This is a genomic window from Reinekea sp. (assembly GCF_982785585.1).
The window spans coordinates 40,045-55,776 of sequence record NZ_CEYAVF010000022.1 but is presented as its reverse complement, the minus strand read 5'-3'; the positions used below and the strand labels follow the sequence as shown (position 1 = coordinate 55,776).

Sequence of the window (15,732 nt, the reverse complement as noted above, 5' to 3'; positions counted from 1 at the left end):
GCGCCGCGAATATTATTGGGCGTAGCTTGGCGGACCTAAAAAAGCAAGCCGCTGATCGCATCGGCGGTTTCTTGTTGAGATAGCTGGTATTTTGCATTTCTATTGTAGATATTGGTCATGACAAGATCTATTAATAGCAACTGCCCTACTTTGGACGCCAGCTTCCCCGCTGTTAGGGGGGATTCAGGTGAACTGGCGACTAATAGACAGTCGGCGTCCTTTGCTAACGGGCTTTTTTTGGTATTGGAAATCGCAATAACTTTTGCACCCTGTTCTTGTGCGAGTTTGGCCGCTTTGACGATATCGACAGTTGAGCCGCTGCTTGAAATGCAAATAACCACGTCGTTCTGCTTTCGCTTTACCGCACTCATTAAACCTAAGTGCATATCGCTGTATGCCCGCGATGTAATTCCCAGTCTTATCATTCGATATTCAGCGTAGTTGGCGATAATAGACGATGCGCCGACACCATAAATATCGACTGATTCGGCCTTATCTATCCAGTCCGCACACTGCTTTATGAGCAGGCTGTCTATGAGTTCGGCAGTTGTTGCCAGGGCCTGCATGGCATCATTGGCAGTGTCGAAGGGGGTTTCGAAAGTATTATTGGTGCCGTTGTTCTTCCGTGCATTGAGAGAACCCTTACTATTCAACTCAATAGCAAGAGACATCTTAAAATCTGCAAAGCTGTTAAAGCCAATGTCTCGACAAAACCGAATAACACTTGCTTCACTTGATTTGGCATTCTCACTCAATTCTGTAATTGTTTGAAAAATCACTTTATCTGGTTCTTTTTTAACATAACTGCCAATGCGTTCTAGGGCGGGGGAGAGTCCATTAGTGTTGGAAAGAAGCTGCGCCAAAACCTTAGGTTGAGTTTTCATCATATATCTCAAGTGGGATCCAATGGTAGGCACTTTACTAAATCAAACTTCCACTAGCAAATATTCCTTCATGAAAGGCATGGTGTATGAAATATTTCATCATGGCGTATTGAAATATTATTTCACTGGTGTTAGTTTATGGTGAAATATTTCAGCTTTCATTATTGTTATGATTATTAGCTTCATATAAGGTTAATGTTTCTTATGAGCGACCTAGATATAAGTACCAATGTCCGCCAGCGACTTGATCGCGGTCTCATAGTGTCATGTCAGCCCGTCTTGGGTGGCCCAATGGATTCGATAGTTATCATAACTGCTATGGCTAGAGCGGCGGTGGAGGGAGGCTGTCACGGTCTGCGAATTGAAGGCGCTGCTAATGTGGCAGCAGTTTTTAGTGCAGTGAGTGTGCCCATCGTAGGCATTATTAAGCGCGACTTGACCGACAGTCCGGTAATTATAACGCCCTTGTTGGCAGATGTTGATTCCTTAGCTAGAGCTGGCGCACAGGTTATTGCATTTGATGCCACTAACCGCAAGCGCCCAGTGCCCGTGAAACAGCTTATTGAGCGAATACATCAGCATGGTTGCTTGGCAATGGCTGATGCCTCCAGCTTTGAAGACGGTTTAAACGCCTATCAGTTAGGGTGCGACTACATTGGCAGTACGCTTTCGGGTTATACCTCAGGGGTGGCGCCAGACTTGCCAGACATAGGCTTGGTGACCCAGCTGAAATTGGCCGGATGTGAGGTGATTGCGGAAGGCCGATATAATTCACCTGAATTAGCGGCAGCCGCGTTGCACGCTGGCGCCTTCGCTGTGACAGTCGGTTCAGCCATAACTCGAATCGAAAGAATTTCTAGTTGGTATGTTACATCATTGGCAAATGTTGATTACCCAGTTGGGGGGGCAAGCAGGTGATACTTGCATTGGATATTGGTGGAACCAAGACTTCGGCGGCCTTAATAGGCCCCAACTTAAAAATTGTCGAAAAAAGGAGTATATCAACCCAATCGCCGAATTGGGCCATGTTTGCGCGAGCGTTAAGGGAGTTGATCGGAACTTGGCAATTTGATCGAGTTGCAGTGGCCACGACGGGTCGAATAGTCGAGGGCGTTTTACAGCCACTTAATACGGAGATGATTTCGTTCTGGAACGCCTTGCCTATTACCGATGAATTAACAAAATTATTTAGCCAGCCCGTATTCGTGGTTAATGATGCAGCGGCTGCAGCTTGGGGTGAATTCCAATGCATGCAAACCAGCGATGGTCCGCTGGTGCACAGCATCCTATATCTAACGATTTCCACGGGAGTAGGCTCGGGTTTAATTGTAAACGATAGGCTTGTGAGCAGTGCGAATGGCTTGGCTTCCCATGCTGGGCACTGTCAGCATTCCTTGCCCGGACTGGGTGTATACCATTGTTCCTGTGGTCGTACGAACTGTATTGAAACCATTGCCTCGGGAACCGCGATTGCTCATCGAGCAACGGTTGCTTGTGGCGAAACACTCAGCACTATTGAGGTCTTTGCTCGATACTACACCCACAGCGAATGTGCGCGGGTAATCGACCAAGCTGCCCATGCGATATCGGATCTGATTGTCAACATGAATGCAACAATGGGCATAGACCGTGCAGTGCTGGGCGGTGGGGTTGGATTACTTGATTTATTTCGCGAGCGAGTGAGGTTTTATATGCTTAAAAATCCGACGGTATTTCGAGCTGAGATCACAACAGCTGCCTTAGGTTCCGATTCGGGTCTGGTCGGAGTTGCACAATTAAGTAATAAGGATGAGGCTGGTTAAGCAGAATAAGGTGTAGCATTGTTAATCTAATCTGAGGGTTATGCTCGGTAGTTCTGGGGCTGAGGTTAGGTGACACAAAATTCAGATATGCAATTCACAAAATATTTTTTTGGTAACGTGAATAGAATAAATGGAATATTTATATATAATTTTTTAATGTAATTCGGAGGTTTATATGACTAAAAATTTTGCTGGAGAATATGCAGCGCTGCTTACCCCGTTTGACCAGAAGGAAAACATAGATTTTAAAAGCCTGCAGTCGTTAGTTGTTAATGCAATAGACCAAGACTTAACGGGGGTTTATGTGGGTGGTTCTACGGGCGAGGCCTTTTTGCAAAGTCAGGCCGAAAGAAGAGATTGTTTGGAGTCGGTAGCTGAATCAAGTTTAGGGAAGTTAAATCTGATCGCTCACGTAGGTTCTATCCGAACTAAGGATTGCTGTGAGCTGGCTAATGCGGCCAAAGGTGCAGGCTATCATGCCGTCTCTGCAGTTACGCCGTTCTATTACGGTTTTAGTTTTGATGCTTTACTTGACCACTATCGAGCGATAGTGGATGCGGCAGACGGACTGCCCATGATTGTATATAACATACCCGTTCTGACAGGTGTTGCACTGAGTGATATGCAAATTGAAGAATTACTTAACTTGGAAAACGTCATAGGGATAAAGCAAACATCTATTGATCTGTACCAGCTGGAAAAAATCGCCAACAGAAATCCGGGAAAGATAGTTTTTAATGGGTTTGATGAAATATTCCTTCCTGGGCAGATGGCTGGAGCTCAGGGTGGTATTGGTAGTACTTATAATGTTATTGGAAGTAAATATAAAGAAATTCAAAAATTAATTTGTAGTGGCGATGTGGGTAGGGCGAAGTCTGTACAGAAATCCGCGAATAGGCTAATCGATTTATTGGTTCTTGTTGGTGTAATTCCAGGGTTGAAATACATATTGCAACAGAAAGGCATCATTGCGACAGATACGGTTAGGGCGCCTTTTAGGATGTTGGATTCTATGCAGAAAAGATTAGTTGATGATTTTATTAGTTCAGCTTTATGAGATTAACTAATACCTCAACTTCTTGATATTTATATTTAGTCGTGATGTGATTTATTTTTACATTCCGGGTGCGTGTCGAATTTTTAAATCGACTGTTTTGATTTAACAAAGAAAAAAGAAAAAAGAAAAAAGTTAATGAGAATGTAGTGATGGTTCCATTGCCAAACCCAGGCTGGGTCTATCTTACGGGAAAGGTGTCTGTATTTTTAGATGGTCTCAGGCCGTCTTGTAAATCAGATGGGTTGTATTATAATAACAATTATAGGTGAAGTAATGAAAAAAATATTCGGAATAGCAGCACTAATTGCAGCTATACAGGTATCATCTTCTTTTGCTTTTGCGGAAAAGGTGAACCAATTGTCTGATGTTCGTGTACGGCAGGCCATTGCCTATGCAATTGACATGGAGACTATTGCTGACACTTTGCTAGAAGGGAAGGCCATTGCGGCCGACTCGATGATTCCTAATGGGGCTTGGAAAGCGCCTGGCCTTGATAATTATGGGTATAATCCAGACAAGGCGCGTGCGTTATTAAAAGATGCCGGCTGGGATGACACGCAAACGCTCGATGTAGTTTACTACTATGGCGATCAATTGACAGCCGACCTAATGGTAGCGCTGCAGGCCTATCTGGGTGATGTTGGTATTAAGATTACCTATCGAAAACTTGAAGGTGATGTAGGTGGCCAATTAGGTAAATTGGCTACTGCAGGTTCTGAAACAAGTGCCATTGAGTGGGATATGGCATACGGTGCGAAAGCGGCGTTAGCTTTACAGGAATATTATAATGGCTACCAGTCAGGCAAGAACTCCTATTCGCCCGGTAGTGCGCAAGTCGACAAATTGATCAGCCGAATAAATGGTACTGTCAATGTAAAGGAGCAGAAGCAGGCTTTTGTTGATTTCGAGAAATATGAAAACAAGAATCTAACTGATATTCCTTTGTATTATCAGCAGCTTTTTGTGTATGAAAGTGATCGCATAAATCGTCACGGTGGATCCTATGGCAACGAGCAATTCAATTATGATTGGGGTCTATTAGACTGGACTGTTGAAGCTGATAAGGACGGCAAGAGAGTCGCTTATACCAATACCGCTCCAAGCCAGTTTTTCGAGCATCCTTGGCTAAATCCTGGCATAACAATCCAGCAAAAAATAACTTTTGATCGGCTCTTGACTGCGGATGGTTCCCTGGTGCCAACCAAAGGTCAGTTAGCCAAGAGCTTTAAAGTAAGCAAAGACGGCATGTCGGTGTCATTCGAACTTAAAAAGGATTTGAAATGGCATGATGGTTTTGACCTGACAGGTAGTGATGTTAAAGGGTCTGTCGAATTGGCAATGAAGGTTCCTGGCATTAACGCAGTGTTCGCTAAAACGTTTGAATCAATTGAGGGTGCTCAAGACTATACCTCTGGCGGTGTGAAAGGAGTATCGGGTATTGTTGTGGATGGGCGTAAGGTGACGTTCAATTTCGCAACCTTAGATCCCAACATGTTGTTAACCTTTAGTCAGTTCCCTCCATTGCCTATGCACCTATTGGGTAGCGTAAATCCACTGGAATTTCAACAGCAGTCATATTGGCAAAATCCGGTGGGTTCCGGTCCGTATAAGATTGAAGAAGTTCAGATGAACGATTTTGTTCGATATACGCCATTTGCCGACTATCATGGTGGAATTGCAAAGATAGGCGAGATCGTTTCATTCCCAAGCGGCGAAAATGACGCGAACGTTTTGAAAAATGCGGCAGCAGGCAGACTCGACTTTGGCTTTACAAAATCGGTTGGGGATGTCAAGGCTCTTGAGGCAATGGAAAATATGAAAGTTGTTCCTGCTGATATTCCATACACTCGTTCGCTGCGGATGAACTCATATCCAAAAAAACCATAGTTAGATAAAGTTCAGGCAACCTGAAGAAATTCAGGTTGCTTTTTTGTATTTTTTATAAATATTATATTTGTCAACGCTATTTTTTTTATTACTAATATAAACATAGGAAACCGAAATGCTAACATTTATTATTCGGCGATTATTAATTGTATTCCCCATGTTGATAATAATTAGCTTCTTGGTATATCTAGGATTAGAACTTACTCCAGGTGATGCTGTTTCCCATATGATTAATCCGGAAATTGCGAATCAAATTTCACCAGAACAACTTTTGGCGCTGCGAGAAAATTTGGGTCTAAATAAACCTTTTATTGAGCGGTATTTTATATGGCTATCGCATGTATTACGGGGTGACTTTGGCCACTCGCTATCAGGTGGGGTCGCCATTTCTGAAATTGTTTTTGATCGCTTGCCTGCTACGTTAGAGCTATCTTTTGTTGCTATTGTTTTTTCGACGATATTTGGCTGTGTCTTGGGTATATTTGGTGCTCTAAATAAAGGCACTTGGACTGATAGCACCCTATCTGTCACGGGTATGCTCGGTATTTCAATACCAGAGTTTTTCTTTGGGCTTGTGGCTATTTTGCTCTTTGCTCTGCACCTGCATTGGCTCCCCGTTGGTGGACGTTTGTTGCCGGGTTATGATTCGTTTTTTGATAGGATCCCTCACTTAGTGTTACCCGGGTTAGTGATGTCGCTGATGATGACTGCTGGGGTTATGCGCTATTCTCGGTCAGCAATGCTGGATTCGCTCTCTAGGGAGTTTATTCGGACTGCTCGGGCTAAAGGTTTATCTGAATGGCGCATAAATTTCATCCATGGGTTTAGAGTAGCTTTAACACCTGTGGTTGTGTTGATCGGCTTCAGATTGCCGATTATGATTGGTGGTTCAGTGATAATTGAACAAGTATTTCAATGGCCAGGTATTGGCAACGAATTTGTTTTTGCAGTGCGCGGTCAAGATTATCCCTTAGTGATGATGATAGCTCTGCTGTCCGTATTTGCTGTTTTGATATCAAGCCTAGTTATAGACGTGTTGACAGCACTTATCGATCCGCGTATTCGATTGAATTAACGGAGTTAATTTATGATAAATAGAACCGAATCAGCACTAAATAGAAAATTTGATCTTTTGCTTGCAATGGAAGAAGCCGGAAAGCTAAAGCCCAGAAAGGGCAATAGAGCGATGCGGAAGATGTTTAATAATAAATTGGCTCTGGTCGGCTTGGTCGTATTTTTAATTATCACCTTATCTTCAGTGTTTGCCCCTTTTTTAGTGGATCACGATCCACAAAAAATTGATCTGAGAGGTATGCTACAAGAGCCATCTTCTGAGCACCTATTTGGCACGGATAAGACAGGGCGAGATGTGTTTTCTAGGGTTTTATATGGTGGTCGTGTTTCAATATTAGTAGGCTTAGGAAGTGCACTAATTGCAGCATTTATAGGTGTTGGCATCGGTAGTTACGCAGGCTATAAGGGAGGGTGGGTAGATCTATTGGCGTTGAGGATGTCTGAAATATTGATGGCCTTTCCGCAAATTATATTGGTTTTACTGTTGGTTTCTATTGTGGGGCAAAGTTTATTAAATCTTATTTTTATCTTTGTCTTAACCGGCTGGGGACCAATGTACAGACTAACCCGAGCACAATTTCTTTCGCTCAGAGAAGAGGAATATGTTCAAGCTCTACGAAGCTTCGGGTTATCCACATCTGTTATTTGCTATAAACATATTTTGCCAAACGCATTGGGGCCTATTGCAGTTAATATCACCCTGACAACGGCAATGTTTATATTGGCAGAGGCCGGGCTCAGTTTTCTCGGTCTGGGTGTCCCTCTCAACATACCGACCTGGGGAAATATCCTGAATGTAGCGCAAGATCTAAGGGTATTGCAAAATTATTGGTGGCTTTGGCTTCCGGTAGGAATGGTAATTTCCCTTTTTGTAATGAGTATTAATTTTATTGGTGATGGTCTACGCGACTCCGCCGATCCAACTCAACAGGGGTAGTTCAATGGTTGATGATATTGCTTTGAGCGTTAGGGATTTAAAAACATACCTATATACCAACAACCGATGTAATAAGGCCATAAATGGTGTTTCGTTTAATGTTTTGAAAGGTAAGACACTTTGTATTGTCGGCGAAAGTGGTTGTGGAAAATCCATTACTGCCTTGTCGATTATGCAGCTTTTGCCAGATTTATCTAGAATTGAAGACGGCGGTATTACCTATTTCTCTGAAAAAGGTCCGATGCGTTTAGACCAACTTCCTCGGAAAGGTGTGGAAATTAGAAAAATACGAGGGGCTGAAATAGCCATGATTTTTCAGGACCCCATGACAGCTTTGAATCCTGTATTTACAGTAGGATATCAAATCGCGGAGAGCCTAAGGCAGCATTCAGTCCTAAACGACAAAGAGATAAAGTTAAAAGTAATTGATTTATTGCATACCATGGGTATTCCAATGCCAGAGGTGAGGATGAATGAATTTCCACATCAGTTCTCTGGCGGTATGCGACAACGAGTCATGATCGCCATAGCGATGTCTTGCAATCCAAAAGTCTTAATAGCTGATGAACCGACCACGGCCTTAGATGTTACCACTCAAGCACAGATCTTCACATTAATGGATAAGCTTAAGCAAGAACACAAAACTGCCATTATGTTAATCACTCATGATATGGGTGTTGTAGCGGAACTGGCCGATAATGTAGCCGTTATGTATATGGGCAATATTGTTGAAGCCGGCACTGTTGAGGATGTCCTGCGTCGTCCTAAGCATCCGTATACCCGAGCCTTGTTGGCGTCAATACCCATATTAGGTCGAGGGCGGCAACAGAACATTAAGGCTATTCGAGGATCCACCCCAGATTCCTATGACCGACCTAAGGGGTGTAGTTTTGCACCGCGATGTGACTATGCTACTCAGGCCTGTGACGAGATGCCAGATGAAATTTATATTTCCGCAACTCATAGTGTCAGGTGTTCCCAATTGGAGGCCATTTCATAAATGAACAATCATACTGATAATTCTAACCAACTCCTCGGAGTTGAAGCTAAGCCTAATCAAGCATTGCCTGCTGACCCTAATGAGAAAATATTGGCATTGCGTGATCTGAAGTTATTTTTTCCGGTTAAAACTGGAGTATTCAAAAAAACAACGGGGCATGTGAAAGCTGTAGACGGCATAGATTTAGATATTTATAAAGGTGAGGTACTTGGCCTTGTGGGTGAAAGTGGTTGCGGCAAAACGACATTGGGAAAAGCGATTCTGCAGCTCATTAAGCCAACAAGTGGCGCGGTCTATTATCAAGGCTCAATAACCAATCAGCTGCCCATTGATCTTTGTAAACTTAGTCGCGACGAAATGATTCCGTTTAGGAAGAATTTACAGATCGTTTTTCAAGATCCTCATTCCTCACTTAATCCAGCCTTCACTATTTTTGGTTCTCTTGAAGACCCCTTAAAAGCACATGGTTTCTCAAAGAAGGCCGAGCGACGAAGGGTTATTGGCGATTTATTAGTATCGGTAAATTTACATCGAGAAGATATGGACCGTTACCCTCATGAGTTCTCGGGTGGCCAGCGGCAGAGGATTGGCATTGCGCGAGCGTTACTCGTTAATCCCGAACTTGTAGTTTGTGATGAGGCCGTCAGTGCATTAGATGTCTCAATACAAGCACAGGTATTAGAACTGTTGCTAAAATTGAGAGCTGAACGTAACCTAACTTACGTTTTCATTACCCATGATCTTAGCGTGACTGAATATATTTGCGACCGGATTGCAGTGATGTATTTAGGTAAGATTGTCGAGCTGGCTAATGCGGACGATCTCTACAGTCACACATTACACCCCTATACTGAGGCTCTTTTGTCAGCAATTCCAATCGCTGACTTAGATCGGAGATCGCATCGGATTATTCTAGAAGGGGACGTCCCCAGCCCCTTAAATCCGCCATCAGGTTGTCCTTTTCACCCGAGATGCCATAAAAGAATAGAGCGTTGTAAAACTGAAGTGCCGACATTGAAGGCGGTCCGTTCTGATAAGGGTATGCACATGGTTTCGTGTTTATTAAGCGAATAGATCCCAAGAGCTAAAGAGGTTTTTCGACGATAATGGCTACGTAGTGTTTGAAGGGTTTCTGGATCAAGGTGAGTGTTTGAACCTAGTAGCCTAGTCGCAGATGGTCATTGAGACTGCGGTGCCATCAGCTATAGCTGTTACGATGTCCATTTTAAAGATAAATTAAATTTAGTCACCCTAAAGCACGTAGAACGTATCCACAATTAGAGCGATTATTATCGCGAGCTTCCTCACAAAGGCCTTGGTGTCATTATCCGACTAGCTGTTAGGTGGGCTGTGGAGCTGAAAAAGCATGCATTGTTTCAATGAGGTCGCAGTAGGCGGAGCGGGTATGCCTGCTCATCAAGATGACAATTATTTCAAGGTTAAGCATCAAACGGCCGTGACCACGTGGTTGTCATCAAGCCACGCCGACGAGTTTAATGGTGCAATTTGTTATATCCCAGGCTTACATAAAAATGGCCTACTCGATCATGGCAACACATAGATCTTGGGGTTTTCGTTGGCAATCAATGATTGGTCTGACAATGACCAAAAATTAGTCGTCGGGCCCTATGAACAAAAGGCTGGGCTGTTTGAGCTACAAGGCTATTGAGTCTTTGACTTGGTTAAATAACTGGTTAAACACCCGACATAGAGGATACTTCCTCAAGCTCATATATAGCACACTGTTCGTCCTAGGTTAGCCTTTCGTGCCCGGTCGGTGGTGCTAATAGGATACCGTTTCGGTGGACCGGTAGTAGGACCGGATGTGTTCCCTAGATAAACCTAACTTGATTCAGCAAACACTGTCTCTCAACTTGACCAGTTAGTGTTCTTTTCTGTATGGGTGCAATCCCCGTCACGGTGCGGGGCTTGTACTCTCACGATAACGAAGGTTGCATATTACCAGGGCTGCTGAGCTAGGCCCTGTTCCGTGACCGGGCAGCGTAGCAACGATCAGCTCGCTAGCCTGGCGCGGCTGGACTCACTAGAGCACCTAATGAGTTCAGATCCTAATCTAGGGGTCAAATTTACGATGAACTGTGTTGTTCTGAGATCAAGCTGCCTATAATTCCGACCTTGAATTCCTTAAGGATCTATTGTGATCGAAATATCTGCCACGCTCAGCTTTCTCGTTTTAGGGTCCGATGGCCAGGCGGGTTTGGCGTTGTGCCAATATTTCTCTGAACGCCGCGTGCCGTATCAGGGCATAGCGACCCAGGAGTGCGCTTCGCTGGATCTGTTGGCGCAACAGATCGACACAACGGAGCACCGCTATGTGTTTAATTTGCTGTTCGAAGAACCGACCGGTCATAGTCTGGCGGTGATTGATCACTGGACGCCGTTAGCAGAAACCATTGCAACCCGTTGCGCCCAACATCAGCGCGGTCTGTTTCAGTTGTCCAGTGCTCGGGTCTTTTCCGGCAAGCTGGCCCGTGCTTATTCGGAGTTGGATGTGCCGGACCCAATTTCGCCCTTGGGGCAACAGTACTGGGCGATCGAGCAACGCACGGCCGAGCTGTGCCCACAGTCGATCCTAGTGCGACCGGGTTGGCTGTTCAGCGAATACGGGACAAACTTCCTGACCCAATTGGTCGATGCCGCTATTGGCCAGCAGGCCTTGAACATCACCGGTAAGTTGCGCGGCAATCCGACCGATGCCCATGCCTTGGCCAAGGTCCTGCTGGCTATGGCCGAGCAGCTTGACTGCAACGCCCAGGAGCCAGCCCTATGGGGCACTTACCACTACGGTGATAGTGACGCCTGCAGTCTCTTTACCTTTGCTAAGGCGGCGATTACCGCCGTTAAGTCGATGACCGAAGTTCAGGTTGAGACCGTAGAGGAGGGTGAAACGGTCACCATGGTGAATACCATTGCGGAACCGGAAAACTCTGAACTGGCCTGTAAGAAAATCCTCTCAACCTTTGGTATCAAGCAGCGGCCTTGGCGCCGAGGTATTCACGATGTGCTGAAGAGTCTTTATCCCAGTCCCAGCTAGGTTCGTCAGATTTGCCAAACAGTTCTCAATTCTTGGCTATGCTTCTAGGTGATAACCTAAGGTTTTAGCCCAACTATGCCCACCCATGATCTATCTAAAATGCGTTTAACAGCCGGTCTCAGCATTAATTTGGAGGTTACCGGTGGGGAGGGGCAACAGCGCTACAAGGGCACCCTGATTGGCCTCGTGCCTGGGCGCACGGTATTGGTCAATACTCCAATGCTGGGCGATAAGCGGCCATTGTTGTTGCGTAAGAGCCAGGCGGTGGTGTGCCGATTTTTGTCTCACAAGGTTGTCTGTGCCTTTCGCAGCCAGGTGGTGCACCTCTGTACAACACCGATGCATTATATGCATCTGGGTTGGCCCAGTGAGGTAGAGGTCGGTACGGTGCGCAAATCTGAACGGGTTACGGTGAATTTACCGGTAGTGATTATTAATCAGACCAAAAACAGTGGCGAGGGTGCGCACGGCGCCATTGTCGATCTGTCGACCTCCGGTGCTCGTTTGGAGTCTGTTGATCCCGTCGGAGGAGTCGGTACACCGATTCTGGTCAGAGGCAAGGTTCTAGTCGGCCATGTCTCGAGATTGATTTCGATTGAGGCGCTGATCGTGGCCGAAGTGGGTAAATTTGAATTGGCCAATACCACCGCTGCCTACGGCATCGAGTTTACGGTGTTATCGGACCTGGATTTTCTGGCCTTGCAGGCCTTTGTCAACTGTCAAATAATCAAGCAAGACGACACCGATTGACGGCGCCCATGCCGACGGACGGGGCATTTGCCCAAACCTAGGTGCTGCGCTGGACGGCCATGGCTGCTAGGGCGGCTAGGGCGCGTTGGTAATCGCCGGTCGGAAAGTCTGCCAGGCTGGCAATGGCGCGCTCAGCGTGCTCAATCGCCTTGGCTTCGACATAGGCCAGGGCCTTGGTGCGTTGCAAAATTTGCAATATGTCGGGTAGTTGCTCGAGCGCGCCTTTGCGAATGGCGCGACGGATCAGCTTGACCTCGGCGTCGGTGCCCATCGCCATCGCATGAATCAATGGCAGGGTCGGCTTACCCTCGGCCAGATCATCACCAACGTTTTTGCCCAAGGTGGCCGAGTCGCCTGAATAGTCCAAAACGTCATCGATCAATTGAAACGCCAGACCCAAGTTTAGGCCATATTGCGCCAAGGCCTTGGTCTGTTCAGGAGTACAACCGGACAGGATGGCTGAAGTCTCTGCCGATGCCTGAAAAAGTATCGCGGTTTTACCCGTGATTACACTCATATACTGCTGTTCTGTGGTGTCAGGGTTCTTCACGTTCATTAGCTGCATCACTTCGCCCTCGGCTATCTGGCGAGTCGTGTTAGCCAGACGTTCCATGACCGATAGGTTACCAATCTTGACCAAAAGTTCGAAGGAGCGAGCATACAAAAAGTCACCAACCAACACACTGGGCGCGTTGCCCCAGTTGGCATTGGCCGTGGGCCGGCCGCGGCGCATGTCGGAAACGTCGACGACGTCGTCGTGTAGCAGAGTCGCGGTATGCAAAAACTCGATCACGGTGGCCAATTCATGGTGCTTGCTGGTAACGCCGCCGGTTAGGCCAGCTGTTAGCAGCACCAGGGTGGGGCGCATGCGCTTCCCGCCACTGGATATGATGTGTTCGGCTATTTTTTCAACCATCGGCACGCCTGAGGCGAGTTGCTGGTGAATAGTCTTGTTGACCGCGTCGAAATCGTCGGCGATAGTCTGAAATACGGCTTTTTGGTCCATCTAAGGATAGTTCTGCAGCTGCTATTGGGTGGGGATGCTAGGGAGCTGATTGCAGCCTGTCAAGAACGTTAACAAACGACTTGCATCGAGTGGGCTAAATCCGTATTATTTGCCGCCCGATCGGATAGCAACATTCCCTGTTATAGGGTGCCACAGCGTAGGCGTCGCCTTTAGAAACAGGTAGTAATGGTTTTCAGGATTGGTTGGTTAACTTTATTGGAGTAATTTATGTACGCTGTAATTGTGTCTGGCGGTAAGCAATACCGTGTCAGCGAAGGGCAAACCCTCAAGCTGGAAAAAATTGAAGCTGAAACTGGTGTCACCATCAGTTTTGAACGAATTCTGCTGGTTGCAGATGGCGATAAGATCAACATCGGCGCACCTGTTGTTGCCGGCGCTGTTGTTACAGCAGAAATTATTGCGCAAGGTCGTCACAAGAAAGTGAAGATCATGAAGTTCAAGCGTCGTAAGCACCACATGAAGCAAATGGGCCACCGTCAATGGTTCACTGAAGTTAAAATTACTGGTATCCAGGCATAACGGAGATAAATTATGGCTCATAAAAAAGCTGGTGGTAGTACTCGTAACGGTCGCGACTCGGAAAGCAAGCGTCTCGGCGTTAAAGCTTTCGGTGGCGAGGCTGTATCATCGGGCTCTATCATCATTCGTCAACGTGGCACTCGTTTCCACGCAGGTTTGAACGTAGGTATGGGTAAAGACCATACATTGTTTGCAAAAACCGACGGCAAAGTTGAATTTGTTGTTAAGGGTGGAAACAACCGCAAGTTTGTTAACATCGTAGCGTAATCTACGCACTTAACTCCTAAAAAGCCTCGCCGTGTTGCGGGGCTTTTTGCGTTTAAAGCAGGGTGTATCCAACAGTGAAACGTGCTGCTAGTTGATATTTTGGTGTTGAATATACGCTGTATTTTGTTTGCTCGGACCGGCGCATAGAACTTAAGATGTTAAGGCCTGTTCGGTTCAAGCTTACCTAACATTTAATGAGTATTAAAAGATGAAGTTTGTAGATGAAGCCACAATTGCGGTCGAAGCCGGCCATGGTGGCAAGGGTTGCCTGAGTTTTCGGCGCGAGAAATTTATCGCCAAAGGCGGCCCCGATGGGGGTGATGGCGGCTTCGGCGGCAGCGTTTGGGTCAAGGCCGACGTCAACGTCAACACCCTAGTGGACTATCGCTTTGTGCGCCGTTACCGGGCTGAAAAAGGCCAGCAGGGCATGGGCGCCGATATGACCGGGCGTGGCGGCAAAGAAATGTTTCTGGTGGTGCCGGTGGGTACGACGGTAATCGATGTCGATACCGACGAAGTATTGGTTGACCTTAAAGAAGACGGTCAGCAATTTAAGGTCGCCGAAGGTGGCGCTCGTGGCCTCGGCAATACGCGCTTTCGCTCCAGTACCAACCGCGCGCCGCGTCAAACCACCCCGGGCAAGGAAGGCGAAAGTCGTAATATCAAGTTTGAGCTCAAGGTCTTGGCAGACGTCGGTCTGTTAGGCCTGCCCAATGCTGGTAAATCCACCCTGATTCGGGCTGTGAGCTCGGCCAAGCCTAAGGTCGCCGACTACCCCTTTACCACCATGATTCCCAATTTGGGCGTCGTGCGTGTCGATGAGATGCGTTCGTTCGTGATGGCCGATATTCCGGGCCTGATCGCGGGCGCCTCGGATGGTGCGGGTTTGGGTATTCGCTTTTTGAAGCACCTGGTGCGCACACGGGTGCTGCTGCACATAGTGGATATGTTTCCGTTTGACGAATCAACACCAGCGGATAATGCGTTGGTGATAGCCAATGAGCTGGCTGCTTTTTCGCCCACCCTGATCGAACGGGAGCGCTGGCTGATTCTCAATAAGATTGACCTAGTGCCGGAAGACCAACGTCAGGCGTTGATCGACTCAGTGGTCGACGCATTAGCCTGGACGGGTCCGCTCTACGTTATTTCAGCCATGTCGAAGGTTGGTACTGAGAAATTGGCTCAAGATTTGATGACCTGGTTGGAAAATCGACAACTGCATCTGATCGAAAATCCGGAATTGGCCAAAGTCGATGACGAAAAACGCGCTCAGGTCGAAGCCGAAGCGCGTGAGCGCATCGAGCTGCTGACGGCTCGTCACCGAGCCAAGCGCGCTGCTGCTAAAGCGGGTGTCAGCGTTGAGAGTGATGATGACGACGATTTCGATGAAGACGACTACGATGTTGAGGTCGTCTACGAACTCTAGGTAATCGAGGTGCTCTATCGGTTGCCCTCTGGGCCGTTGCACTGCGG

Annotated in this window: 16 protein-coding genes; 14 read left to right on the top strand and 2 right to left on the bottom strand. The window is 46.7% G+C overall.

Annotated elements, in window-relative coordinates:
- Positions 1-35: 35 nt before the first annotated feature.
- Positions 36-887, bottom strand: coding sequence for a MurR/RpiR family transcriptional regulator (locus AC4FIC_RS10175; RefSeq protein ID WP_476194978.1), 852 nt, complete (start codon positions 885-887; stop codon positions 36-38).
- Between the two features lie 192 nt (positions 888-1,079).
- Between AC4FIC_RS10175 and AC4FIC_RS10170 the strand changes: the two genes are divergently transcribed.
- The 11 genes from AC4FIC_RS10170 (at position 1,080) to AC4FIC_RS10120 (ending at position 12,446) form a co-directional block, all read left to right on the top strand.
- A complete protein-coding gene (locus tag AC4FIC_RS10170; RefSeq protein WP_476194977.1) occupies positions 1,080-1,802 on the top strand; it encodes an N-acetylmannosamine-6-phosphate 2-epimerase in 723 nt (240 codons plus the stop codon).
- A gap of 8 nt (positions 1,803-1,810) precedes the next feature.
- A complete protein-coding gene (locus tag AC4FIC_RS10165) occupies positions 1,811-2,686 on the top strand; it encodes an ROK family protein (RefSeq protein ID WP_476194552.1) in 876 nt (291 codons plus the stop codon).
- Between the two features lie 175 nt (positions 2,687-2,861).
- The gene (locus AC4FIC_RS10160) at positions 2,862-3,743 is read left to right on the top strand and encodes an N-acetylneuraminate lyase (RefSeq protein WP_100257803.1); all 882 of its coding nucleotides are present in this window, start codon (positions 2,862-2,864) and stop codon (positions 3,741-3,743) included.
- 273 nt (positions 3,744-4,016) lie between these two features.
- Positions 4,017-5,630: an ABC transporter substrate-binding protein gene (locus AC4FIC_RS10155; RefSeq protein WP_100257802.1), complete on the top strand. Its 1,614-nt coding sequence runs from the start codon at positions 4,017-4,019 to the stop codon at positions 5,628-5,630.
- A gap of 115 nt (positions 5,631-5,745) precedes the next feature.
- Positions 5,746-6,705, top strand: coding sequence for an ABC transporter permease (locus AC4FIC_RS10150; RefSeq protein ID WP_100257801.1), 960 nt, complete (start codon positions 5,746-5,748; stop codon positions 6,703-6,705).
- 12 nt (positions 6,706-6,717) lie between these two features.
- Positions 6,718-7,641, top strand: coding sequence for an ABC transporter permease (locus tag AC4FIC_RS10145; protein ID WP_100257800.1), 924 nt, complete (start codon positions 6,718-6,720; stop codon positions 7,639-7,641).
- A 4-nt stretch (positions 7,642-7,645) separates the two neighbouring features.
- Positions 7,646-8,641: an ABC transporter ATP-binding protein gene (locus AC4FIC_RS10140; protein WP_100257799.1), complete on the top strand. Its 996-nt coding sequence runs from the start codon at positions 7,646-7,648 to the stop codon at positions 8,639-8,641.
- A complete protein-coding gene (locus AC4FIC_RS10135) occupies positions 8,642-9,715 on the top strand; it encodes an ABC transporter ATP-binding protein (protein ID WP_100257798.1) in 1,074 nt (357 codons plus the stop codon). It begins immediately after the preceding gene.
- A gap of 292 nt (positions 9,716-10,007) precedes the next feature.
- Complete coding sequence (locus AC4FIC_RS10130; RefSeq protein WP_100257797.1) at positions 10,008-10,202, top strand: phytanoyl-CoA dioxygenase family protein; 195 nt, start codon at positions 10,008-10,010, stop codon at positions 10,200-10,202.
- A 597-nt stretch (positions 10,203-10,799) separates the two neighbouring features.
- Entirely contained in the window at positions 10,800-11,696 is an 897-nt protein-coding gene (locus tag AC4FIC_RS10125) for an SDR family oxidoreductase (protein ID WP_476194975.1), read from the top strand.
- Between the two features lie 99 nt (positions 11,697-11,795).
- Positions 11,796-12,446 (top strand): flagellar brake protein, encoded by a 651-nt coding sequence (locus AC4FIC_RS10120; RefSeq protein ID WP_287438425.1) that lies wholly within the window; start codon positions 11,796-11,798, stop codon positions 12,444-12,446.
- Positions 12,447-12,483: 37 nt separating this feature from the next.
- On the opposite strand, the gene AC4FIC_RS10115 is transcribed toward AC4FIC_RS10120, so the two are convergent.
- Entirely contained in the window at positions 12,484-13,452 is a 969-nt protein-coding gene (locus tag AC4FIC_RS10115) for a polyprenyl synthetase family protein (protein ID WP_100257794.1), read from the bottom strand.
- 228 nt (positions 13,453-13,680) lie between these two features.
- On the opposite strand from AC4FIC_RS10115, the gene rplU reads away from it, so the two are divergent.
- The 3 genes from rplU (at position 13,681) to cgtA (ending at position 15,685) form a co-directional block, all read left to right on the top strand.
- The gene (gene rplU / locus AC4FIC_RS10110; protein ID WP_100257793.1) at positions 13,681-13,992 is read left to right on the top strand and encodes a 50S ribosomal protein L21; all 312 of its coding nucleotides are present in this window, start codon (positions 13,681-13,683) and stop codon (positions 13,990-13,992) included.
- Between the two features lie 12 nt (positions 13,993-14,004).
- On the top strand, positions 14,005-14,259 hold the full coding sequence (gene rpmA / locus AC4FIC_RS10105; RefSeq protein WP_100257792.1) for a 50S ribosomal protein L27: 255 nt from the start codon (positions 14,005-14,007) through the stop codon (positions 14,257-14,259).
- Positions 14,260-14,467: 208 nt separating this feature from the next.
- The gene (gene cgtA, locus AC4FIC_RS10100; protein ID WP_100257791.1) at positions 14,468-15,685 is read left to right on the top strand and encodes an Obg family GTPase CgtA; all 1,218 of its coding nucleotides are present in this window, start codon (positions 14,468-14,470) and stop codon (positions 15,683-15,685) included.
- The last annotated feature ends 47 nt before the right edge of the window (positions 15,686-15,732 follow it).

Bases quoted from the DNA above. Each gene is read 5' to 3' on its own strand.
- AC4FIC_RS10175 (WP_476194978.1), bottom strand. From the start codon at position 887: ATGATGAAAACTCAACCTAAGGTTTTGGCGCAGCTTCTTTCCAACACT.
- AC4FIC_RS10170 (WP_476194977.1), top strand. From the start codon at position 1,080: ATGTTTCTTATGAGCGACCTAGATATAAGTACCAATGTCCGCCAGCGA.
- AC4FIC_RS10160 (WP_100257803.1), top strand. From the start codon at position 2,862: ATGACTAAAAATTTTGCTGGAGAATATGCAGCGCTGCTTACCCCGTTT.
- AC4FIC_RS10155 (WP_100257802.1), top strand. From the start codon at position 4,017: ATGAAAAAAATATTCGGAATAGCAGCACTAATTGCAGCTATACAGGTA.
- AC4FIC_RS10150 (WP_100257801.1), top strand. From the start codon at position 5,746: ATGCTAACATTTATTATTCGGCGATTATTAATTGTATTCCCCATGTTG.
- AC4FIC_RS10145 (WP_100257800.1), top strand. From the start codon at position 6,718: ATGATAAATAGAACCGAATCAGCACTAAATAGAAAATTTGATCTTTTG.
- AC4FIC_RS10140 (WP_100257799.1), top strand. From the start codon at position 7,646: ATGGTTGATGATATTGCTTTGAGCGTTAGGGATTTAAAAACATACCTA.
- AC4FIC_RS10135 (WP_100257798.1), top strand. From the start codon at position 8,642: ATGAACAATCATACTGATAATTCTAACCAACTCCTCGGAGTTGAAGCT.
- AC4FIC_RS10130 (WP_100257797.1), top strand. From the start codon at position 10,008: ATGCATTGTTTCAATGAGGTCGCAGTAGGCGGAGCGGGTATGCCTGCT.
- AC4FIC_RS10120 (WP_287438425.1), top strand. From the start codon at position 11,796: ATGCGTTTAACAGCCGGTCTCAGCATTAATTTGGAGGTTACCGGTGGG.
- AC4FIC_RS10115 (WP_100257794.1), bottom strand. From the start codon at position 13,452: ATGGACCAAAAAGCCGTATTTCAGACTATCGCCGACGATTTCGACGCG.
- rplU (WP_100257793.1), top strand. From the start codon at position 13,681: ATGTACGCTGTAATTGTGTCTGGCGGTAAGCAATACCGTGTCAGCGAA.
- rpmA (WP_100257792.1), top strand. From the start codon at position 14,005: ATGGCTCATAAAAAAGCTGGTGGTAGTACTCGTAACGGTCGCGACTCG.
- cgtA (WP_100257791.1), top strand. From the start codon at position 14,468: ATGAAGTTTGTAGATGAAGCCACAATTGCGGTCGAAGCCGGCCATGGT.